Raw genomic sequence first — 21,842 nt, forward strand, 5'->3', positions numbered from 1 at the left:
GCGGAACTGGCCGATATCCTCCGGCAGCGGAGGCCGATAAAGACGAACAGTAAGCGCGCACTCTATCGAGAAACAAAGGGATCATGCAGTCCTTCAGTGCATTCGTCGTCAACAATGTCCGCTGGCTCGCGGGCGCCTTTTTGCTGACCCTCGTCTCGTCCTTCGGGCAGACCTTCTTCATCGCCTTGTCGAACGGCGATATCCGCGAGACGTTCGGGTTGAGTCACGGCGAGTTCGGCGGGCTCTACATGCTGGCAACGCTGCTTAGCGCGGCGACCCTGCCGTTCCTGGGGCGGCCGCTGGACCGGTATTCGACAGTGACCATGGCGATCGCGACGATGCTCATGCTTGCCTGCGCCAGCATTGCGATGGGGTTCGCCGGGTCGCTGCCAACGCTGCTCCTTGCGCTCTACCTGCTGCGCCTTTTTGGCCAGGGCATGATGACCCAGACCGCTCTGACGGCAACAGGCCGCTGGTTCGCCGCGAACCGGGGCCGCGCCGTCTCGGTCGTCACGCTTGGCTTTCATGTCGGCGGCGCTCTGCTGCCTTTCCTGTTCGTCCTCGTGGCTGGCATCGTCGGCTGGCGGGGAAGCTGGTTCGTCTGCGCAGCCTTCATCCTGGTCGTGGCCTTGCCTCTGGTTTGTGCGCTGGTCCGGAAGGAACGCAATCCGCAGAGCGAGGACCAGCCGAGGGCGCAACGCGCAGTGAAGCACTGGACGCGGGCGGAAGTCCTGCGCGATTCCACCTTCTACGCCATCTGCCTGGGGGTCCTGGCTCCCGCCTTCGTCGGCACGACTATCTTCTTTCACCAGGTCTATCTAACCGAGCTCCGGGGCTGGCCGCTGCCACTCTTCGCCGGCGGCTTTGCCGTCCTGTCCGCCACGACGATGGGTTTTGCGCTTCTGGCCGGGTGGCTGATCGACCGCTTCTCGGCGGTCCAGCTGCTGCCTCTATTCCTTCTGCCGCTGGCGCTGGCATGCTTCGCGGCTGCCTATCTGACGGCGCCTTTCGCCATCTTCGTCTTCATGGCGCTGCTTGGCATCAGCTACGGCTTCTCCTCGACCCTGGAGGGCGCCATGTGGCCGGAGATCTACGGCACCGCGCATCTCGGCGCGATCCGCTCGGTTGTGGTAGCCGTGATGGTTCTGGCCTCGGCGATGGGCCCCGGCATCACCGGATACCTGATCGACGCCGGCGTCGACTACGCGCTGCAACTGGCCTTGATGGGCGTCTACAGCCTGGCCGCCGCCTTGCTGATGTGGCGGGTATCGCGGAAGCTGACGCGGGGCCTGTCTCGCGGCTGGTATCTTTCCAGCTCCTGATCGGTCCTGAAATCGTCGACACCAACATTTATGTCGCTACTTGCGGAATGAAGTGCTGGTCCGCGTCAGGCTGCCAATCGGAAAGGTGAGAAGCAAGATGCGAATTGGACGTCGGCGATTTCTTGTCCTGTCGCTCGGAGCGGCTGCCTTCGGCACAGCCCAAGCCTCCGGGCCACTCTGGGCAGCCCTGCGATCCGGAGAAGCCATTGCGCTGCTGCGCCATGCCGCGGCCCCAGGCTCCGGCGATCCGCCTGGCTTCAGGCTCGGTGATTGCAGCACCCAGCGGAATCTGTCGGAACAAGGTCGTGCGCAGGCCCGCGCGATCGGCGACCTGTTCCGTGCGAACGGCATCTCGTCGGCAGCCGTCTATTCGAGCCAGTGGTGTCGCTGCCTCGATACCGCTCGCCTGCTCGGGATCGGCGACGTCGTGCCCCTTGAGCTGCTCAATTCGGTCTTTGGCGACAGTTCGGCCGCAGAAGTGCGCACCGCTGCCCCTCTGGCCTGGCTCCGCGGGCAGCGTTTCGGCGGACCTGTGGTGCTTGTCACGCATCAGGTCAACATCACCGGCTTGACCGGCGAGGTGCCGGAGAGCGGCGAAATGATCATCGTCCGTATTCACCAAGCTGACCCCGTGCAGGTCATCGGGCAGGTTGCCACGCCGGCTTGAGCATGATGGCCTTCGACCCCATCTCGTGCAGCATCGCTTCAGTCGTGGAACAACGACATGCGAGGAGAGATCGAAGGGAGTGATGGCATGGCTATCGATTTCAACCACACAATACTGCCGGCCCGCGACAGCGAGGCGTCGGCAAAGTTCCTGGCGGAAATGCTTGGCCTTTCCGCCCCGAGGCGCTGGGGGCCTTTCCAGATGGTCACCACCGAAAACGGTGCCAACCTCGACTACATGGATACCTCAGGCGAAATCAGGCCGCAGCATTACGCCTTCCTGGTCAGCGAAGCCGAGTTCGACGAGATCTTCGGCAGGATTCGTGAACGGGACCTGCCGTACTGGGCTGATCCTGGCCGGACGCAGCTGGGCGCGATCAATCGCCACGACGGCGGCCGCGGCGTTTATTTCGAGGACCCCAACGGTCATCTACTCGAGATCATTACCCGTCAGTACGGCAGCGGCGGATGGAACCCGTGATCGCTCGGTGGCGTAGCCAGGCGGCGGACGTCTGCGAGCTGGCCTCATGGCGGAACCTGAACGGTGATCTTGATCGATGAATAATAGGCGGCGACATCAGCTATATCCTCATCGCTCAAGCCCTTGGTCACGACAGTCATCTGCTCGTTCTTGCGCTCGCCTGTCTTGAAGGCGTTCAGCGCCTTGACAAGATAAGCCTCCTTTTGCCCTGCTATGTTCGGCGCGTCAGGCAGCTTGGCGATGCCGTCCTTGCCATGGCAGACTTGGCACTTCAGCATGATTTTTTTTCCCGAAGCGGCATCACCTCCAGCCTGCGCAAGCGACGAACAGGCAAAGAGCGCAGCCAGACTGACGATCAAACGCCTCACCCCGAACTCCCTTATCCATAGAGAAGCAAACCAGGCAGCAGCAGAAGGCTGCCGCCTGGCCAGTCGCTTAATCGCCGTAGGAAATCCGCCAGACGGCCCCGGCCAAATCGTCGGACACCAGCAGCGAACCGTCTTTGAGCATCTGAACATCGACAGGACGGCCGAGATACTCGCCATTCTCGTTCAGCCAGCCGTCAGCGAACACTTCAGCTTTGTCCGCCGTGCCGTCCGCCTTGAGCGAGGTGAACATCACCCGTGCCCCCACCGGGTCCACGCGGTTCCAGGAGCCGTGCTGGGTCGAGAAGATGCCGCCGCGGTATTTTTCGGGGAACTGCTTGCCGGTATAGAACGACAGCCCGAGATCGGCCGCGTGAGCCTCTTGCTCGACCTCCGGGAAGATCACACCTTCGGGGACTGTTGCGTCCTTGTACTCAACCGTACGAACCTTGCCGCCGCCATACCAGGGGAAGCCAAAATTCTGGTCCGGTCCGGTAACACGGTTCATTTCACCTGGGGGAATGGTGTCGCCCATGCCGTCGACCTGATTGTCGTTCACCCACAGTGTCTTGTCCTTTGGGTTGAAATCCAGGCCGAGGGGATTGCGCATTCCGCGCGCATAAATTTTGCGGTCGGTACCGTCCTGCTTCATGCTTATGATGCCGCCGATGCCGAGTTTCTCGAATTCCGGGAGCACTTCGGGGGCTGGCACATTGAACGGCTGGCCGATGGTAATATAGATGCGGTTGTCAGGCCCAACGCGACAGGTTCGGGCCGTGTGATTGTAGCTCTCGTTGGATGCGGGTATCAGCTCGCCCTGCTTCACGATCGGGAAAGCCGCGACATCGGGACCTTCATAGAAAAACTCGGCCGCCGGGAACCACAATACGCGGTTCTGTTCGACGACGTAGAGGTGGCCATCCCTCGAGAAACAGACGCCGTTCGGAACCGTCATTTTGATCGAAGGCGCAAAGGCCTTCACGTCGTCGGCGACGCGGTCCTTGTTGCGGTCGGTCATGGAGTAGACCAGCTCTTTGCGGGTACCGACGAAGGTCACCACGCCCTGCGGTCCTACGGCGATATGACGCGCGTCGGGAACGATGGCATAGAGAGAGATCTTAAAACCATCCGGGACTTTGACCTTGGCTGCAATGGCCTTGAGGGCTTCGGCGTTTTCTCCGGTTTGCGGGATCGGCTCCATCATCGGTGTGCCGGTCGTCTTGAAGCCGCCAAGTTTCTCGAGATTTTCGTCCTGCGCAAAGGCGGACGTTACGCAAAGGGCGGCAGCGCATGACAAAACGAAAGCCAGTTTCTTGATCACGATATCCTCCCACGTGGCCAGCTTCGGGGCATCTGTGGCAGTCAGACACAACGTTGCGGGCGGTTGCTTTTGTGCGAAATTTCCAGCGCCGAGCACGATCTTCCGGTCGGGACCAAACGACCGAAAGCGTTGCCTAACTCAATCCCCCTGACAGTCACCTGGGGCTGCAGCGGTTGCCGCCACAGCATAACATGTCGGCCCGCCGGGTACCAACGATGAACGGCAAGCTGGCCGGGGCTTTTCAACCAGTCCTCTTATCGGCTGGCCGGGCGTGCGCCGAGTTGGCGCAACAGCCCGAATGTGCTCCAATATCGCCATGTAGAGCTGCCTTCGGACGTCCGGTGAAAAAATGGCATCCAGGCAATTCTAGGCCACCACAGAGCGGCCCGCCAGAGGGGGAATAAATGCGTCGCATCGCTCGGATCTCGCTTGCCATCATCCTTTCGCTGGCCGTCACAATCCTGACTGCCTGGGCCGGACTTGCCATGTGGTATCGTCTGCCTGTGGCTGAGCTTGGACGGGCTCTGGCCGGCGTCCTGTTCATCTTGTTCGGCCTCGCCACTATCATCGCCCTCTTCAGCCGGTTTCGCATCAGGGCGCTTGTCCTGTTTGCAGCTGCGTTAGCTGTGGTTCTGGTTTGGTGGAGCACCATCAGGCCTTTCGATCACGCGGACTGGGCGCCCGACGTCGCCCGTCAGGTAACCGGCACACGCGACGGAAACCTGTTGACGCTGACTGATGTGCGCGACTTCGAGTGGCGTAGCGCTACTGATTTCACCGAACGCTGGACAACGCGGACCTACGACCTCTCCAACGTTCAGACGGTGGATCTCTTCATGTCTTATTGGTCCGGGACCAAAATCGCCCATGTCATCATAAGCTTCGGCTTTGCAGGAGGTGACTATCTTGCCTGGTCGATTGAGGTGCGGCGCCATGGAGGCGGCAAGTTTTCACCCATGGCAGACCTGTTCAAGAGCAATCCCCTGGTCATTATTGCGGCTGATGAGCGAGACGTCGTCGGCGTCAGGTCAAACGTTCGTGGAGAGGATGTCCAAATCTATCGGCTAAAAGTGTCACCGGAAGCGGCCCGGGCGCTCTTGCTGGAATACGTCTTGGACGCAAATGCACTTTCCACGACTCCAGAATTCTATAATTCCATCACGACGAACTGCACGACCACGATCGTCAAGATGATGCGAGCCGTCGGTGACGTGGTGCCTCTTGACTGGCGCCTCATCGTTAACGGCTATCTTCCCGAATATGCGTATGCACGGGGTGCGCTCGATGTCAGCTTGCCGATGTCGGTTTTGAGGGAGGCAGCCCACATTGACGGCCGTGCGCGGGAGTCGGGCCTTTCGCCAGACTTTTCGAGATCGATCCGGATTGGCGTGCCATCCCCCGGTCCAATTTATTGATCTCTGGAATCGTGTTTGGAAACGCTGGGCGGTTCGAACCGGATCTCATCCCGGCTTCACGGCGGACTTCTACTTTCTCCTCCTGTCGACTCGCATTGGCGGACGCCGCGCCTAGATAAGCACTGCGCCGGGGCGGAGCGATGCAGAAGGACCTGAGCATGCCTGAACAAATTACCCTGACTAAAGTTGAGCAGATCACATTGAATGATGGCTCAGCCATTCCCCAGATCGGCCTTGGCGTTTGGCAGGTCGATCCAGCCATTACGGCCCAAGTCGTGAGTTGGGGAATCAAGGCCGGCTACAGACTGATCGACACCGCCGAAGGCTACCAGAACGAGGAGGGCGTCGGGCAGGCGATCCGCACGGCTGGCGTGCCGAGAAGCGAACTGTTCATCACCTCGAAGCTGCGAAACGGCGCGCATCAGCGTGACGCCGCCCTGCGGGCTTTCGACGAGACGATGAACAAGCTGGGCATCGAGCAGATCGACCTGTTCCTGATCCACTGGCCAGTGCCCAGCCAGGGCAAATATGTCGAGGCGTGGAAGACGCTGATCGAACTCAGGCAATCCGGCCGGACCAAGTCGATTGGCGTTTCGAATTTCAACCACGACCATCTGGAGCGGATCATCGGCGAAACTGGTGTCACACCCTCAGTCAACCAGATCGAACTCCATCCCCGGTTTCAACAGCGCCAGACCAGAGAATTTCACAGCACGCACAACATCCGTATCGAAAGCTGGAGCCCGCTGGGCAGCGGCCGGCTGTTGAGCGACCCGACCCTCGAAAAGATCGCCGGAAAACACCGCAAGTCCGTGGCGCAGGTGATCATCCGCTGGCATCTTCAGGAAGGGCTGATCGTCATTCCAAAGTCGATCCACCAGGACCGGATTGCCGCCAATTTCGACGTCTTCGATTTCGAGCTGGATTCAAAGGACCTCGAGCTCATCCGAAGCATGGATTCATCAGACGGCCGTACGGGCGCGAACCCGGCCACGGCTGCGTTCCTGTTCTAACCAGCGACGGGACTCGGCCAGATCAGCGAAGGCGGATGGCGTGAGGGTAGCGGCCGCTTGGCGACGGTCGACTGCCCGACGCCGAGCCTGCACGCCGCGATTTGTTGCCGGCCAATGTCAGACAGCCGGTTTACTGACGGAAAAAAGCTGCAGGCTGCCGGGCAGCCCGCTCGCTTCCAGTTCGCCATGCTCTTCGAAAGTCAGGCCGGAGCCGACTACCAGATCGCGCACCGTCCGCGACGCGATGATCTCGCCCGGCCGCGCGTGATCGAGCAGCCGCGATGACAGCTCGATTGCAACGCCAGTGAAGTCATCGCCGCGCACTTGGCATTCGCCGGTATGGACTGCCGAGCGGACATCGAGACCGGAATGCCTCAGGCGATGACGGATTGCGATCGCGCACTGGATCGACCGCGTCGGCCGTTGGAACACGGCGAAAAATCCGCTTGCGGAGCGCCTGATCTGTCTGCCTTCGGCAGCGAGCAGTTCGCCGCGGATCTCTTCGGCGTATCGCTCGATCAGATCTGCGCCGACACTAGAAGGGGGGCCGGCTATCTCCAGGGACAGCACCGATACCAGAACCCCTTCGCCCGGCGCTGCCGGCAAGGCGCCGGTGACGAAGGTCTGGATCTCGTCGACAAGCCGATCGGAATTCTCGCCCCAGATTACGTGATCACGGCCAGCAAGCTCGATGTATCTGGCGCCTTCGATTTGCGTTGCCAGATAGCGCCCCTCTTCCAGCTTTGCCCAGCGGTCGCCTGCCGTCTGCACGATCAGTGTCGGGACGTGAATGGCTGGGAGAAGGGCGCGAACATCGATTTCGGTGCCCCAGCGCCACAGCGCGATCGCGTCGGCAGGCGAGGCCGAATTCCTGAGATACGCGGCGAACCATTCTCTCTCGAAACTATCATTCATCAGGCTGGGCGCGGCGTTGCTCATATCTGCCGGCTCCCCCCACTGTCTCTCGACGGCGGCCAGATCTTCTTCCACCTGCTCGCTTGTCCTTGCCCAGGGGTAATCCTTCGACCATCGACCTCTGGCATAGGTTCCGTTGAGGACGAGAGCCGCTGTCCGCTCGGGATAGGTCGCCGCGAACAGCATGCACATGGGGCCGCCTTCGGAGCCGCCGAACAGAACCGTGTGCTTCGAGCCGACCGCATCCAGCACCGCCCGCATGTCTTCCATTCGCTCTTCCAGCGTTGGCAAACCGACATTTCGATCGGACAGCCCCGTGCCGCGCTTATCCATGCGGATCAGGCGCGAGAAGGCGCCGAGGCGATGGAGCACATGCGAAAGCCGCGGCGACGACCAGGCAAGGTCAAGGTTGGAGACCCATCCAGGCACATAGATCAGGTCGAGCGGGCCGTCGCCGGTCACCTGATAGGCGATGTTGATCCCGGCCGATTTGACGTAATGGGTCGCGGGGCGCATCGGCTCGGCCCGGAACGCCGGCCGCTCGCCGGTTCGGGCTGGCGACGGTGGCGGTGTCTGGGAAGACGACGCCGAGGCAGCTGCCTGGGAGGCGGCTTGCGGTGCCATGCGGCGCGTCCGCAGGTCTTCATAGAGATGTCGGGTTTCCGGCTCGGGCTGCAGGTTCAGTTCGCGCTGCAGCGCACCGCGGCAATTTTCATATTGCTTCAGCGCGAGAGTGAGCCGGCCCTGAGCCGCATAGGCTCGCATCAGGGCGCGGTGGATATCCTCCCTCAGCGGCTCCATGGCGAGCAGGCGCGTTGCCGAGCGCACGCATGAGGCAGGATCGTTCGCAGTGCAGTAATGCGCGACGAGCTTGTCAAGTGCCGCGACGGCCATCGCCCTCAGGCGCTCGCGCTCGACCCGCAGCCAATCCTCGAACGGCTCCTCCTTCAGGCCGAAGCCGTCGAGCAGGTCGCCGCGATAGACGACAAGCGCCTGTTCGAGTTGCTCCGGTTCGGAACCGGCGGCCAGCGCCTCGAACCGCACGACATCGAAATCAAGATCGTCGAGATTGAGGGTAATGCTGTCGCCGTCGGTGAGGAACGTTCGGCCATCGGATCCGTCCAACCCTTTCCTGATAGCCGATAGGGCCTGCCGGAGGTTCATCCGCGCCTGGGCCTCACCGTTGCCGCCCCACAAAAGCGCTGCGAGCTTCTCGCGTGACTGGGAGTGTCCGGATTGCAGAGCGAGATAGGCCAACATAGCGCGCGCCTTGCGGCTGAAAACCGGGACCGCCGCTGCGCCTCCGGCGAAGTCGAAACCGCCAAGCAGACAGAGATGAGAGTGCGACATCGGGTCCGCCCACGGCCACAACTTTGGTTGCGATCCTTTCCTGTAGTTGCCCCTAATTCAACCGTCATTTTCATCGGCCTGGCGTTTTCACGAATCCTTCACGCTGGCTCCAACGCGCCTCTCACGGCGGTGGTGGAGATTGTCCGGACGAGCAGCCCTTATTTCAGGAGGACACTATGCTACGCCCGAATTCGTCCGAATGGCCCATCTGGCATAATGATCCCGGTCAAAATGAGCAGCCGCGCGGCGGCCCGTTACGCCACGATATTGCACTTACGCATTATCTCGAGAAGCAGCGGGCCTGCCGGGTATCAACGGTCCGCTCGTTCGATTTCCGGACCACCGCGATCCGCGCATGCGCGCTGATCGCGCGACTTGGGCGTGATTTTTTCCGGCGACTGCATCCATTCAAACCGCGCATCGCTATGAAAAATGCACTTAACTTGACCGACGATATCGGCTTGAGGCTGGCGCAGATCGAAGCAGAGATAAGCAACTCGTTCTGGCGCCGGTGAGCACGACAGCGGGTTTCGGCTCGATCCCAATGGCCTTTTTACGGTGAAAACTCCCCTTCGCGCTCAGCCTCATATCCCCGACCCATCCAGCAGCGGGACATCTTCTTCGTCCCAGGGGCTCGGCAATGAACCCTTGCTCAGATTGGCTGTCGGCAGTGGCATCCAGCATTTCAGCTCGGGTTCGGCGTATTCAACCACGCGTCCGGGCGAGGAGTCGGAAGCGCGCCAGCCTTCGCTGCCGAACTGGTCGGCTCGAGACCAGTAAGCCAGGTCGACTTCCGCCGGCCCCTGTTCAGACGGCCGAACCGTGACAAGGATTCGGCTGCCATCCCTTGGCGCGCTCGACATGTGACGCCAGCGATCGGGCTCGTCCATCGTAATCTCCTCGCGCAATCTGCATCTCGTCTGTCCAGACGAATAGTCGCTTCGCGCACAAGGCCGGTCAACCCGAACTTGCGCCGGCAGTCTATGATTGGCCGCCTGCCGGTTTGGCGCGACATGGGCTGCCGGTCATCAGCGCACCTTCGCCTTGACTGCCCAGGCTCTGGTTTTCAGGGGAATGGACCCGCCCTCGCCGCGCGGCAGACTGTCGCGGAGCCTCTCCATCAATCTCTGGCGAGCAGCGGGGTCGAGACTCATGCAGTAGCCGGGCGCCGGTCCCGCACCCAGGGTGAAGGGGTGCCAGTAGTCCTCAAAGTCCTTGAACACGGCCGGCATTTCAATCCGGGTGGAGTCGATGGAGCCCAGGCCGGCCTTCTCCGCGAGATCGGTCAATCCATCTTGTGTGCAAAATGGAAAACGCCTGTCCTCGGTAAGGTCGATGGCACCGGGGTCAAGCGCCGTTGCAGCGGTCCAGAAGGCCCGCATGAATTCCACCCCGCCGCCAGGATAATCCCACACATAGAAGCCGATCGTCGCTCCAGGGCGCGCCACTCGCCGCATCTCGGCGAGCGCCTTTTGCCTGTCGGGGACGAAGTTGAGAACAAGCGCCGACACGACCATGTCCTTGCTGCCCGATTCGACTGCCAGGGCCTGCGCATCGCCTGCGAGAAACGCGACACGCTTGTCCGGCACGTTTGCCCGCGCCTTGGCGAGAAACCCCTCCGATGGGTCTATGGACACCAAACTCCTGGGATTGCAACGGGCCAGGATGGCTGCCGACAGCGCCCCGGTTCCGCAACCCACCTCCAGCCAGTCCAGACCCTCCGCCGGATCGAGCCAATCCAGGAACGGTGGAGCGATCTGACGGCTCCATCGCCCCATATAGAGGTCGTAGCTATCCCCGGCCTGCCAGGCGTCGTGGCGCGTTGCCTCAGCCATCGCAATCTCCTCCCTGATGATTTCGACCCGTCGGACCGCGAGAATACGCCCGCCGCTCTCGCGGGAACAGGGGGCCAGGAAGGTGTAACCCGGGTCGTACTCGGATGCCTCGACTGGCCCGCCCACCCAGGAGCGGTCAACCCGAACTTTGCGCAAGACAGCTATACCGTTCGCGGTTAATCTTCTCAGGCCGCAATCCGGACGGTGTTCGATGAAAAGCGAAGATCTGCTCGCCAACGCCACCCGTCTCGGCCCGGTTCATCTGCGCGTCATCGATATTCCAGCTGCCTTGCCGCTCTGGCGTGACGTGGTCGGTCTCGCTGTCCTCGCCAATGATGGCGGGACGGCCGATCTCGGCGTCGACGGCAAATCCCTGATTGTGCTGCACACCGGAGCGACGACCGCCCTGCCGCCAAAGTCGCGCGGCCTTTTTCATGTTGCGGTCCACGTGACGACGCGCAAGGAATTGGCCCGCGTTGCCGCCCGGCTTCGGGCGTCCGGCGTCAGGCACGGCGCCCAGGATCACCTGGTATCAGAATCCCTGTACGTCTCCGATCTTTCCGGCAACGGCATCGAGGTCTGTTTCGATACGCCCGATCGCTTTGCATCCAGCGCGGTGACGGCGGACGGCAGCGTCGCGCTTGTTGCCAGGGACGGCACCACGCATTCCGGCCTCGAGCCGCTGGACCTCGACCGGTTGCTGCTCGAGCTCGACAGTGCGGATGGTGTCGAAGCCCCGCTGGCGGCGGATGCCTTCATCGGCCACGTCCATATGCGCGCACGCTCGCCCGAAACGCTGATGGCGTTCTATCTGGGCGTGCTTGGTTTCAAGCCGCACATCCAGTCCGGATCGTTCGGATTGTTTGACTGCGGGACCGACGAACGCCGGCACATGGTCGCATTCAACATCTGGGCCGGCGCCGAACTGAAGGAACCTCCGCCCGGCTCGGCGGGGCTCGAGCATTTCACAGTCGTGCTTCCTTCCCAGGAGGATATGGCAGCGGTCGCGCAGCGGCTACGCCATGCCAACATCCCCGCTAGGCAGGCGGAGCGGGCGCTGGACGTCTTCGATCCAGAAGGAAATCGCCTGCTAATGGTGGCCGCAGGGACTGATTGGCCATCGGTCCGCTAGCGGCTTCCAGCAACCCTAGCTTGCCGTCCGACAAGGATCTCCGATCCGGAAGGAAATCGCCTGCGGCTGCCGTCACCGGACGAGTTCGTGCTCAGCCTGCCCGGAAGGCGAGGCTTCGCCTCATCAGTTGGATGCTGAGCGCCAGGTCTCCGCTTCCGATGAACCAGGGCGACAGTATCCGGGACGATCTCAGTCCGCGATAGAGCAGATAGGGAAGTCCGAGCGACAGGGCGATCAGCACCAACTCGGAAGACATTCCGAAGTCCCGCAGCGTGAAATGAACGAACTGATGGACGAACATGATCACCAGGGAGGCTGCGCCGATTTCCGCCAGCGGAGCGATGCGCAAGCTCGGCATCGCCATGAAGCGGACGAGGCCGAGGATAAAGGTCGAGATCGCCAATGCAACGAGCAGGCCGAGAAGCGGCGGGCCGAAGATGGCGTTCTTCATGCTGAAGGTAAAGTCGGAACCCGTCCGCGCCGCCGCGAGCGCGACCCCGGCAACCGCCACGACAAACACCGCCGACCACAGCGCGCTCATGCCGCGTTCGCGCAGGAAATGTCCGAACCAGAATGCGCCGATCGCGAGCGGCACGTTCGTCAGAGCCAGCGGCGCGCGCACCTCCTGCCAGTAGGCCTGGATTGAATAGGCGAGGCCGACGGATGCGCCGACGAAGACCAGCATGCCGGGATCGGTCGGCCCGCTGGTCCTGATCGCGACCTCGTTATAGACAAGTTGCGTGGCGACGAGGCAGGTGACGAACCAGAACACGCCGAGTTCGCGCGTCAGGTGCCGTCCGCCCAGCAGCGCGTCGGTGATGAGTTCCCTGATCTGCCAGGGCGCCGGGGTGTCCCCGCGCAAAAAGTCCACAACGAGCACGCTCGCCATGATCGCGCCGAGAAACATCACATAGGGAATGAGCAGGCCCTGGACGCGCTTGCGGAAAAGCGCCTTCCTCTCCGTCACGGCAAAAAGGTAGCCTGATATAATGAAGAAGAACGGCATGAAGAACAGCGATGCCGCAAAGTAAATCGGGTGCGCCCATCGCCAGGTGCTGTGGTCGAGGACGTGGGCCATGACGACGAGGGTGATTCCCAAGCCCTTGGCGGTGTCCAGCCAGGTCTCACGTATGGGCAGGTTCAACTTCAGCGTTTCCTGGATACGGCTTATCGGCCGGCCCGGTCCTTCGGTTTCGATGGCGATTGTGCACCGCATCATACTTTGTGGCAAGTGCGAATTGGCTCGGATGCTCCGGATTGCCGATAGTCCCATTCAGTCGGGCGATGCCATTCGGCTTCTACGCCTACATGTTCGTAGGGGGCGTCAACATCCGGAAAGAGCCCTTCCGAGGCCTTCGGGGGCCGTTTTCCGTTCAAAAATCCGACATGCGCGCGACCAGCGCTGCTGACCCGTTGGCGACATTCAAGTTTCGGAGGCAGGGCAAGTCGCGACCCCATTCGGACGTCGGCGAGGCTCCACAGCTGTTGTGATGATCGATGCGGCCGCGGAGAGTCGGATCCTGGCGTTCGCGCGGGATCTAAGTGGCTACCTCCACACGCCGGAATACTCCCTCGACGCACCATCGGCCGCTGAGCTGCCTTTTGCCATGTTGAACCGCTCCCAGAAAAAGTTAACCTTCTACGGACTAATGGCCGCCGCGAAGGCGCCTCACCATCCTGTTCGCGATATCCTCAAAAGGTCACGAGCGTCCGGATGCCTTGGACAGGACCACTATGCCGCAGGTTTCCATAGTCATCCCGTACACAATCAGCCCATGCTAATCCTCGAAGCGGTGGCTTCACTTAAGGCGCAATCCCTCGCCGACTGGGAAGCCATTCTCGTTGACGACGGGTCAACCGATGGAATACCCGCCGTGCTTCAGAATCTCGCGTCCCATGACCCCAGAATTTCGCTCTGGTTGCAGGCACAGCGAGGTGCTGCTTCGGCCAGAAACACAGGGGCGGCAAAAGCAAAGGCAGATTGGTTGCTCTTTCTCGACAGCGACGACTGGCTCGCTCCTAATGTCCTTGGCTCCCTATTGCGCGTTGCCGGCCAGGATGTGCATCTTGTGCACGCCTTAGGCCTTCGCGTGTGCGGGAGCCGCAGCCAGAATCGATCGCAGGTACACCTGCCCGGGGGCGACTTATTCCATCGCCTTGCATCAACGCAACGTTTATGGTCCATGCATGCATTTTGAAAAACTCGACCTTTCACGAGCTTGGCGGTTTTGATGAAACATTGATGGGCTGCGCAGACTGGGATCTCTGGCAACGTGTCATCCGGTCTGGCGCCCTCTGCAGGGGCGTTGATGAGTTCGTGGCCTTTTATCGCCAAACAGAATCCTCGCTCAGTACCTATTACGAGCAGGGGTTTCGAGACGGTCTCATCGTCATCGCCCGCGGGCACGGCCCCGATCCCCGAGTTCCAAGACCCCATCCCATGTATGCCGAAGGCGTATCCCCTGCAGAGTTCCCCGCTGCGGCATATCGCTTTGCCAGTTGGTTGGCGGGTCTTGCAATCGCACGCAAGCACTCACTCCAGGGCGTCTTGAGAGGAATGCAAGTTCTTCCTGCCGAGCCCTTGGCAGCTTCTGATATCGGAGCAGCCTTGTTCGACGCCATTCCCATCGGATTAGGCGACTTCAGGCCCAATTGGGAAACCTGCTGGCCTACACTGAAACCTCACCTTCAAGAGTTCTTAGAAAAAATTGGCACGATTGCTCACTGCGGGCCTTCTTTCGTGAACGACGTGCTGGACCATACAGAACGTCTCGCCGCTACCGCTAATGCGTCCGACACCATCGGCATTGTCGGAAGTGTGGCCTCGCGGGTCGTCCGAAATTCCCGGAGCCATTCCGCAGATCAAGCTTGGTCCAGGCATCAGGTCTTTCATTGCCGTCGTTCGCCCCGAGCGAGCCGAGGTCGGACAATTGGAAGTCCTCCTTGACCAGAATTTCTCTAGTGCACGTGTTAGGGAGATGATCATCGAGCGGTACTTAAGAGAGGTGTTGTCGACTTACTTCAAAAGAGCTCCGTTTTCTATGGTTTTTGGAGCGACCACACATTTAATAGTTCAGAAGAAACTTATCTCATCTTTTACAAGGTTTCTACGAGAGCGCTCGGTGGGCCCTTTGCTCAAGAAGCAGATCTGCCAAGCCGTGATGGCGCAGAATTTCGTACTTCCGATCGTGGAGACAGGCGTGATCTCGACCCGACTGAAGGCCAGATCACGAACTGAACAATGACGCCGCGACCGCGCTCGCCGAAATGGGCTTATACATCAATTTGCGTCCAGATATCCGACAATGCTCTCGTTCGTCATCATGATCCGCGGCAGCACCAGAGGGAGGTCCGTGTTCGCCACAGGTCTGGGGTAGGCCGACACGGCGCAGACCAGCCCCGACTCTTTTGCGCATTCGATGGTCAGGTCGGAATAGTCGCCATAGGGGTAGGCGAATGTGGTGCATGGGCGGCGCGACAGGTCCTCGCACGTCCGGCAGCTTTTTTGGATCTCCTTCAGCTGGATGTGCCGATCCCACAATGGGAGGGAAACGTGGGTGTCCGTGTGACCTGAAATGTCCAAGCGCGACCTTCGCGAGAGCATTCGGGCTTCATCAATCTTCATGGGTCGGTGGCTGGTTCGAGGCGCCAAGTCACTGCCGACCTGGCGAGCGAGTGATACGATTGCTTGGTACTGCACATCAAAAGAGGCCGGCTTCAGAACCTTCCAAAGCTTGAGATAGGCCTGCTCGCGCGCAGTTCGAGGCGGCTCGTGCATAGCTCGCCACCCTCGGCCCAATTGATAGTCATCGGCCTGTTCACCCAGATCAACATGAGCATCGCGACCGGCGACGACGATGGAGGCTGGTCCTGCGGCCCTAGGATCGAAGATAACCCGTTCGAGAGCATCGTTCCAGAACTCGTCGGTTTTCCCGAGCATGGACGTTACCAGAAAGAACGTAGCTGGAAGACCGAGCGTTTCCAGGACAGGCGCCGCGATTAAGGCATTGCACGCGTAGCCGTCGTCGAAAGTAATGGCTGCAGCGTCAGGTGGAAGGCTTCCTTCAATGTGCCTCGATGCGAACTCGTGCAACGGCAGCACACGTCTCGTCTTTGCGAGGTCCCGCACCTGCTTCTCGAAATTGGTTGGCGAAACGGCGAGTTCCCACGGGTCCAGGTCCGTTGCAGCGATGCGATGGTACATCAGGATCACCGGCTTGAAGACGCAGCGACGCAAAACGCGGCGCAACCTTGTCTTGAGCGTCCAAGCCATTCTATTAGCCCTTTGTGGCGCATATCCCGATGGTGACAGGAAAGTGATAATCCTGCTCGTGTAGCATTTCTGGCTTGAGCTCTTCCGCAGCAATACCTTCGAGAAAGCATACCGCAGAGCAGACGTTTCCATAGACAGCAATATGCGTCGAGTCCGCCCCAAAGACATCCGAGAACAATCGGCGAGCGGAAGCTTCCGTCAGCGACCAATACCAGGTTTCATATTCCTGATGATGATCAATGGGCGTCAGGCCTGGCACCGTTACAAGTACGGTTCCACCGCTCTTGAGAAGCCGGAAGAGCGCAGAAACGGCCTTCTGCAGATCAAAGATGAGATGCAGAGTCTGGGTCAGTACGATCGCATCGAACTTATCGTTCCATTCTGCGCCCAGGTTCGTGAGGTCGCCGACGATCGTCGCGCGGGTATTTTCAGGGCGCAAGTCGACGATATCACGCTGCGTCGTTCTCGGTCCTCCGAAGCGAGCCGTGTAGTCGTCGTCGACGACTTCAAGCGTTCTACCGTGGATGCTTGACGCGTGTTCCGCCAGAAATCTTTCGATGTAGATACGATCGATTGGTGTTCCGCGATCATACCCGAAATTTCGACTGATCGGATCGGTCCGCTCAAAGTCGCCAAAACGCACCCTTCCGACGCCGGGTCGGTCATATCTCATCAGCCGCCTCAATCGTTTCTTGACGATTTTCGGCAAGAGGCGATGGGCAAACATTCTACATTTTGCGTAGCGAACTCCCCAGGCGCTCTCAGGCATCACATACTGTCGGGTCCTGCCAAATGGTTTCACGCCTTGGCCTCGCGCTACTGGGGCTGCTGCCCTCTGAACGGTGAGCACCGTACCTTGGTCATCGACCTAGCTCCCGAGGGATGCGAACTCGGCCTGACCACCTTTCGACGTGATTGCAACCCCATGTTACGGGTGTCAGTCGCGGGGCGCAAGACCTTCGTAACCTGGCGAGTGCCCCGCGCCTCGGAGCGCGGCGCGCGCGGCATTCGTTCCACCGAGTTCCGGGCTGATGTAGGGCCCGCCATCATCCAGCAGCGCATCGAATTCGCCAAGGTATTCGACGACGGCGGCGCCGCGAGCAATGCGCGCGGCCAGTTTGGCGAGAACCAGCTGGAGCTCCGTTTCGCGTTTGCGCTGGTCCTGATAAGTTGAAATCCATGCGTTTGCCGCGTCCCTGAACCCCAGACCGCGCAGACTAAAATTCAGCATTCCGCTTGATTTTCCGCCGATCTTCACCCATTGTTGCGCTGCACAATATCGGGGTAGTGCCGATGTGTCAGTTCAAGGCCTTTCAATAGGAAACGTCGACCGGCGCCGGTTACCGTTTTTGCGAAAGGCGGCCGGCTGTTGAAATCGATCGCGCTTTGACCTCGGATCGACCAGGTCCGATTCAAGCAGCAAAGGACCAAGATGCTTCGCGACTTGTCCGCCTACAAGAAAATGTTGATGCTCGGCATTGTCGGGCTGGTGCTCGTCGCCATCCTCGACGCCTTCAGCAATCTGCCCGTCGTCTCCGGCTGCGCGTTCTACGGCAATTGCGCGATCGATAGCTCCGTAGAAGCACCGACCGGGCACAGTCAGGATCCGACGCTGCAATGAAGCCCCCCGGCAAGACGGCGCTTATCGTCTATGACGGCGACTGCATCTTCTGCCAGAGCTATGTCCGCTTTGCCCGGCTGCGCGACGCGGTCGGTCCTGTCGAACTGCTCGACGCGCGCTCCGGCGACCCGCGCGTTGCCGAGTTTCAGCGCCAGGGCTTCGACCTGAATGAGGGCATGCTCTTCGTTTTCGAGGACCGCGTCTACCACGGCGAGGAAGCCATCAATCTCCTGGCGATCCTCAGTTCCTCTTCGACGCTTTTCGGCTGGCTCAACCGCAGGATTCTCTCAAACAGGACGGCCGCGCGGCTGATCTATCCGGCGCTCAAGCTCGGACGCCGGGCCACCCTGCGGCTTCGCGGCCGCTCGCTGATCCCTGCCGATCTCGAACGGCAAAAGCATGCCCTCGGACCCTGACCCGAGGGTGCGCAGCGGTTTTGCGATAACGACATGAACTTAAAGCGACGCGTGTCCCTTACAAACGCGACGCGCTTAGGTCGACTGCCCGTCGACATCTATTAGGTTCGTTCGTGAAAGCGGCGTTCAGTGGGTGCAGGCCTTCGGCCGCGAGAAATCCACCAGCTTGAACATAAGCAACTTGCGTTCGAGGAGGCTGGGCATTTCGCCTGCGAATGTCGAGGCGTTGGCGCGGGTAATCGTCTCGCCATCCTTCACGTACGTCACCCAAGCCTCCGGCTTCCGGCGCAGTTGTTTCTTCACATCGAGGAGCACGTGGTGATTGCCCGCCCGCGACTGCCGGACGAGATGGGGCTCGGAGGAATCAACGATCTTCACCACCTCGTTCTGATAGTTGAACATGTATGGTGGCTTGGGAAAGAGCAGATGGTTGGTCTGGCCGGCCTCGGTGTGCAGATTGCTGAACATGTTGATGGAACTCTCCGTCTTGAGCCCGACATAGGGTGACAGGCAGGAGAGGAAGAACAGGCCCGGCACCAAATAGACCCAGAGCGGCTGGCGCGGCGAGGAGACGGTCCGGCAAGGCAGGTTCTGCAGGGCCACATAGGACAGCACGACCATCGCCGCGCCGCCCACTACCCCCCAAATGAGGATCCAGACGGAGTGGACCATCATGTCGAAGGAGCGCCCGGGAAAAGCATAAGTGAGCACAATGACCAGAGTGACCGCGACCAGCATCACGGCCGCGCCCGGCAGCAAGATCCCGACCCGGCCGAACGTCTCGCGCAGCGGATTGGTAAACTCCAGCGAGGTGCGATAGAGCGCCTCGCTGGCGGGCGTGGGGATGCTCAGCACATACAGCGCGAACACCAGGCTGGAAAAGTCCATGTACCAGGAATAGGCCGAGATCGGGATCACGTAATGGAAGACGAGTGCGAGGATGAACCCCACGGCGAAATAGCGCTTCCAGTAGAGGGACACAATCGCGATCGCCTCAATGACGAAGGTGGCGAAGATCGCAAGATACCGGCCAAACAGATTGTCCTCGAGGCCGAACGGACGAGCCAGCGGAGCGTAGAGGCCTACCGCGCAACTCACGGAAGGATCGAGGAAATCGGTGTTGATCTTGTGGAAGATGCCGTAGAAATACATGATGGCGAGCAGCGCCCGGGCGACGATCCGGATCTGTTGATAAAGCTCCATCCGGGCCAGCGCGGCGCCGCGGCCGGCGGCCCGCAGATAGAGCACTGCCGCACTGAGCAGGATAGCCCCGTTCATCACCGCCGTGATCGTCTTGTTGTTCGAAGCGACCGGCATGCGCAGCGCGTACAGCACAAGCGATACCATCACGAGCCCGATCAAGAACTCGGTTCGCCGCGGGTACAGCAGGAGTAGCAGGCTGAACAGGACGACCGACCAGCTCAGAGCGGCAAACAGCGGCCCCTTGTAGCCAAGCATGGAGTAGATATCACCGGCGATACTGAAGATCGCCGCCATTGCCCAGAACGGGGCAAATGCGGTCAATCCGTCAAATGTATCGTCCCGTCCTCTGACTTTCGTGATCTTGCTGCGACCAACGTTCCATATCGGCGTCGCGCTTGAATACTGCTGCTGCCCAATAAACACCAGTTAGCCCCCGCTGCCCTATGTTGCACTGCAACATCAGCACGAGCGCAGAGTAAGAGTCAATCCGCCGTCGTCGGTAGCTCCTGCTGCCGAGCATCAGCCATTGGGAGAGGTGCGGCGGACCCAAAGCGGGATGCGTTTAATTTGAACTGGCCATCCCGCTCCATTTGTTTCGCCCGCGACTGCATGTCGCCCAAGGGCATGCCCTCGGGCCTGACCCGAGGGCGCGCAGCAGTATCAAGACAACGACATGTCAACACAACGACATGTATGAAAACAAGAACTTGAAGCGGCGCATTAATCTTGCGGATGCGCCGCGCTTCGCCGACTAACGCTGCTTTGCCGTTCTGGGAAATTCCACCACGTCAGCGGGCGGACGCTTGTACTGGGCTGCGACAATTGCATCGATCAGGATGTCCAGGGCGGCGCGCGCCGCGCTGCTCGTCTCGTCATCGCCGCGCAAATAGTGACAGGCTCGTTCAAGATGGAGGTGGGCTGCGGCAAAGTCACTGGTCATGGATTCTCCTTTTGCCCGCCGCTGGACAACGATGGCCCATTTCGATTTACCCAAAGGCGAACATCCACAGCTGGATTTGAATCAAATATGGCGGGTTAACCAGATCTTCAGCATCGCGAGGTGACCTTGCGGCTGCGGACATGTGTTGAGTTCCGCCTCAGGCAACAGACCCGCTCCGGAGACCGGGGCGGGTTTCTGCTTGAATGTCGCCGAACTGCCTGTCCAATGCTCACGCGCTACGCTGCCGCGGCGGAGCCGACCTAGCGTCAAGCAGCGAAGCGGCCCACCGCAAAGGGCGCGAGGCAGTCAGGATCGCCGCGTCCAGCAATCAGGTCGGCGACCAAGCGGGCGGTGATCGGCGCCAGGGTGAGGCCGAGATGACCATGGCCGAAGGCATGGATCACCCTGGGGCTGCCACGTGACCGACCGATGACGGGCCGGGAATCGGGCAGCGACGGCCGGAACCCGAGCCATTCGGATGAGGGCCGGCCCAGTGAGGGGAAGAACTGCCTGACACCGCGATCCAGCAGCGCCAGCCGGCGCGGATTTGCCGGCGCTGCAAGCCCGCCGAGTTCGACGGTTCCGGCGACACGCAGCCGGCCGGCCATCGGCGTCATGTAAAAGCCGAGATCGACGGGACAGACCGGACGATTGAGCAAAGGCGCTTCGGTCGGGAATTCGAGATGATAGCCGCGTTCGGTCTCGAGCGGGATGCCGTCGCCTGCCTGCATGGCCAGCGCCCGCGATTGCGCACCCGCGGCGATCACCACCGTATTCGCCTTGACGCGAAGGCCGCAACCGCTGAGCCTGACACCGTCCGCCTCGACCTGCAGCCCTGATATAGCGGCCTGTGCCACCGACACGGCGCGGGCGGTTGCGGCATCGAGCAGCCGCCGCATCAGCGTCTTTGGATCGGTGACATTCATCGAATCCGGGAAGTACAGTCCGCGGGCCCCGGTCGTCGGCAGGCTCGGCTCCAGCGCGGCCACCTCTGCCGGCGTCAGAACCTCCTGATGCACGCCAAACCCGGCGCGCAGCGCCCTGCCACCGGCCGCCCTGGCGAAACCGCTCTCGCGACGATACAGGTAGAGGCAGCCGTTGCGGCGCAGCAGGTCGGCCATATCGACCTCTTTCGCCATCTCCTCCCAGGCCGGCAGGGCCTCAGCCAGAAGCCCGGCGAGCGCCAGCGCATTGGCACGAGTGGCCGCCGGAAGCGACTCTCTGACAAAACTGACCAGCCACGGCGCCAATTGGAACAGAGCCGGCCAGCGCAGCGAAAAAGGGCTGTCTGGATCGAGCAGCAGTTTTGGCAGCGCGCGCAGAACGGCCGGATTGCCGACCGGCATACAGGCATATTCGGCGATCGTTCCGGCATTGCCGAACGAAGCGCCGGAGCCCGGCTCGTTGGGATCGATGAGCAGCACCTCGCGCCCCTCGGCCGCAAGCCGGAGTGCCGTTGCCAATCCGACAATGCCGGCGCCGACAATGGCGATTTCAACGGTTTCCGCTGCTGCCACGACCGTATCTTCTTGTTTGACCATGATCTTTTCCGAAAACCGGCCCCCACTTTTCGG

General features: G+C 60.9%; 22 protein-coding genes. 10 read left to right on the forward strand and 12 right to left on the reverse strand.

The window, feature by feature from the left end; genetic code table 11:
* Nucleotides 1-83: 83 nt before the first annotated feature.
* From AC0L2C_RS25940 to AC0L2C_RS25950, 3 genes are all read left to right on the forward strand, one after another.
* Nucleotides 84-1,322 (forward strand): MFS transporter, encoded by a 1,239-nt coding sequence (locus AC0L2C_RS25940; protein WP_473524741.1) that lies wholly within the window; start codon nucleotides 84-86, stop codon nucleotides 1,320-1,322.
* A 97-nt stretch (nucleotides 1,323-1,419) separates the two neighbouring features.
* A complete protein-coding gene (locus AC0L2C_RS25945) occupies nucleotides 1,420-1,989 on the forward strand; it encodes a histidine phosphatase family protein (protein WP_473524742.1) in 570 nt (189 codons plus the stop codon).
* An 87-nt stretch (nucleotides 1,990-2,076) separates the two neighbouring features.
* On the forward strand, nucleotides 2,077-2,469 hold the full coding sequence (locus tag AC0L2C_RS25950) for a VOC family protein (protein WP_473524743.1): 393 nt from the start codon (nucleotides 2,077-2,079) through the stop codon (nucleotides 2,467-2,469).
* Nucleotides 2,470-2,513: 44 nt separating this feature from the next.
* Here AC0L2C_RS25950 and AC0L2C_RS25955 read toward each other — a convergent pair whose 3' ends face one another.
* Both AC0L2C_RS25955 and AC0L2C_RS25960 read right to left on the reverse strand, forming a co-directional pair.
* Nucleotides 2,514-3,014 carry a c-type cytochrome gene (locus AC0L2C_RS25955; RefSeq protein WP_473524744.1) on the reverse strand — a complete coding sequence of 167 codons (501 nt, stop codon included), beginning with the start codon at nucleotides 3,012-3,014 and terminating at the stop codon, nucleotides 2,514-2,516.
* Nucleotides 2,905-4,155 carry a PQQ-dependent sugar dehydrogenase gene (locus AC0L2C_RS25960; RefSeq protein WP_473524745.1) on the reverse strand — a complete coding sequence of 417 codons (1,251 nt, stop codon included), beginning with the start codon at nucleotides 4,153-4,155 and terminating at the stop codon, nucleotides 2,905-2,907. The genes AC0L2C_RS25955 and AC0L2C_RS25960 overlap by 110 nt, the downstream gene beginning before the upstream one ends.
* A 404-nt stretch (nucleotides 4,156-4,559) precedes the next feature.
* Between AC0L2C_RS25960 and AC0L2C_RS25965 the strand changes: the two genes are divergently transcribed.
* Both AC0L2C_RS25965 and AC0L2C_RS25970 read left to right on the forward strand, forming a co-directional pair.
* On the forward strand, nucleotides 4,560-5,570 hold the full coding sequence (locus tag AC0L2C_RS25965) for an Lnb N-terminal periplasmic domain-containing protein (RefSeq protein WP_473524746.1): 1,011 nt from the start codon (nucleotides 4,560-4,562) through the stop codon (nucleotides 5,568-5,570).
* Nucleotides 5,571-5,728: 158 nt separating this feature from the next.
* Nucleotides 5,729-6,583, forward strand: coding sequence for an aldo/keto reductase (locus AC0L2C_RS25970; protein ID WP_473524747.1), 855 nt, complete (start codon nucleotides 5,729-5,731; stop codon nucleotides 6,581-6,583).
* Between the two features lie 117 nt (nucleotides 6,584-6,700).
* Here AC0L2C_RS25970 and AC0L2C_RS25975 read toward each other — a convergent pair whose 3' ends face one another.
* Nucleotides 6,701-8,848: an alpha/beta fold hydrolase gene (locus AC0L2C_RS25975; protein ID WP_473524748.1), complete on the reverse strand. Its 2,148-nt coding sequence runs from the start codon at nucleotides 8,846-8,848 to the stop codon at nucleotides 6,701-6,703.
* Between the two features lie 176 nt (nucleotides 8,849-9,024).
* Here AC0L2C_RS25975 and AC0L2C_RS25980 point away from each other — a divergent pair, with 176 nt between their 5' ends.
* The gene (locus tag AC0L2C_RS25980) at nucleotides 9,025-9,363 is read left to right on the forward strand and encodes a hypothetical protein (protein WP_473524749.1); all 339 of its coding nucleotides are present in this window, start codon (nucleotides 9,025-9,027) and stop codon (nucleotides 9,361-9,363) included.
* Between the two features lie 69 nt (nucleotides 9,364-9,432).
* On the opposite strand, the gene AC0L2C_RS25985 is transcribed toward AC0L2C_RS25980, so the two are convergent.
* A complete protein-coding gene (locus tag AC0L2C_RS25985) occupies nucleotides 9,433-9,738 on the reverse strand; it encodes a hypothetical protein (protein WP_023799134.1) in 306 nt (101 codons plus the stop codon).
* Nucleotides 9,739-9,876: 138 nt separating this feature from the next.
* Nucleotides 9,877-10,683: a class I SAM-dependent methyltransferase gene (locus AC0L2C_RS25990; RefSeq protein WP_473524750.1), complete on the reverse strand. Its 807-nt coding sequence runs from the start codon at nucleotides 10,681-10,683 to the stop codon at nucleotides 9,877-9,879.
* A gap of 211 nt (nucleotides 10,684-10,894) precedes the next feature.
* Here AC0L2C_RS25990 and AC0L2C_RS25995 point away from each other — a divergent pair, with 211 nt between their 5' ends.
* A complete protein-coding gene (locus AC0L2C_RS25995) occupies nucleotides 10,895-11,815 on the forward strand; it encodes a VOC family protein (RefSeq protein ID WP_473524751.1) in 921 nt (306 codons plus the stop codon).
* A gap of 91 nt (nucleotides 11,816-11,906) precedes the next feature.
* Here AC0L2C_RS25995 and AC0L2C_RS26000 read toward each other — a convergent pair whose 3' ends face one another.
* Complete coding sequence (locus AC0L2C_RS26000; RefSeq protein ID WP_473524752.1) at nucleotides 11,907-12,959, reverse strand: acyltransferase family protein; 1,053 nt, start codon at nucleotides 12,957-12,959, stop codon at nucleotides 11,907-11,909.
* A 346-nt stretch (nucleotides 12,960-13,305) separates the two neighbouring features.
* Between AC0L2C_RS26000 and AC0L2C_RS26005 the strand changes: the two genes are divergently transcribed.
* Entirely contained in the window at nucleotides 13,306-14,013 is a 708-nt protein-coding gene (locus AC0L2C_RS26005; protein WP_473524753.1) for a glycosyltransferase family 2 protein, read from the forward strand.
* Nucleotides 14,014-15,095: 1,082 nt separating this feature from the next.
* Here AC0L2C_RS26005 and AC0L2C_RS26010 read toward each other — a convergent pair.
* From AC0L2C_RS26010 to AC0L2C_RS26020, 3 genes are all read right to left on the reverse strand, one after another.
* The gene (locus tag AC0L2C_RS26010) at nucleotides 15,096-16,088 is read right to left on the reverse strand and encodes a polysaccharide deacetylase family protein (protein WP_473524754.1); all 993 of its coding nucleotides are present in this window, start codon (nucleotides 16,086-16,088) and stop codon (nucleotides 15,096-15,098) included.
* Nucleotides 16,089-16,092: 4 nt separating this feature from the next.
* Nucleotides 16,093-16,815, reverse strand: coding sequence for a class I SAM-dependent methyltransferase (locus AC0L2C_RS26015; protein WP_473524755.1), 723 nt, complete (start codon nucleotides 16,813-16,815; stop codon nucleotides 16,093-16,095).
* A gap of 210 nt (nucleotides 16,816-17,025) precedes the next feature.
* Nucleotides 17,026-17,346, reverse strand: a complete 321-nt coding sequence (locus AC0L2C_RS26020; protein WP_473524756.1) for a hypothetical protein — start codon at nucleotides 17,344-17,346, stop codon at nucleotides 17,026-17,028.
* A 174-nt stretch (nucleotides 17,347-17,520) separates the two neighbouring features.
* On the opposite strand from AC0L2C_RS26020, the gene AC0L2C_RS26025 reads away from it, so the two are divergent.
* Together AC0L2C_RS26025 and AC0L2C_RS26030 are read left to right on the forward strand one after the other, a co-directional pair.
* On the forward strand, nucleotides 17,521-17,709 hold the full coding sequence (locus AC0L2C_RS26025; RefSeq protein WP_473524757.1) for a hypothetical protein: 189 nt from the start codon (nucleotides 17,521-17,523) through the stop codon (nucleotides 17,707-17,709).
* Nucleotides 17,706-18,125 carry a thiol-disulfide oxidoreductase DCC family protein gene (locus AC0L2C_RS26030; protein ID WP_473524758.1) on the forward strand — a complete coding sequence of 140 codons (420 nt, stop codon included), beginning with the start codon at nucleotides 17,706-17,708 and terminating at the stop codon, nucleotides 18,123-18,125. The genes AC0L2C_RS26025 and AC0L2C_RS26030 overlap by 4 nt, the downstream gene beginning before the upstream one ends.
* 126 nt (nucleotides 18,126-18,251) lie before the next feature.
* On the opposite strand, the gene AC0L2C_RS26035 is transcribed toward AC0L2C_RS26030, so the two are convergent.
* From AC0L2C_RS26035 to AC0L2C_RS26045, 3 genes are all read right to left on the reverse strand, one after another.
* Nucleotides 18,252-19,622, reverse strand: coding sequence for a thiol-disulfide oxidoreductase (locus AC0L2C_RS26035; protein WP_473524759.1), 1,371 nt, complete (start codon nucleotides 19,620-19,622; stop codon nucleotides 18,252-18,254).
* Nucleotides 19,623-20,079: 457 nt separating this feature from the next.
* Nucleotides 20,080-20,268 carry a hypothetical protein gene (locus AC0L2C_RS26040; RefSeq protein WP_023799140.1) on the reverse strand — a complete coding sequence of 63 codons (189 nt, stop codon included), beginning with the start codon at nucleotides 20,266-20,268 and terminating at the stop codon, nucleotides 20,080-20,082.
* 266 nt (nucleotides 20,269-20,534) lie between these two features.
* On the reverse strand, nucleotides 20,535-21,809 hold the full coding sequence (locus AC0L2C_RS26045; RefSeq protein WP_473524760.1) for an NAD(P)/FAD-dependent oxidoreductase: 1,275 nt from the start codon (nucleotides 21,807-21,809) through the stop codon (nucleotides 20,535-20,537).
* Between the last annotated feature and the right edge of the window lie 33 nt (nucleotides 21,810-21,842).

Source organism: Mesorhizobium sp. WSM4845 (assembly GCF_055811455.1).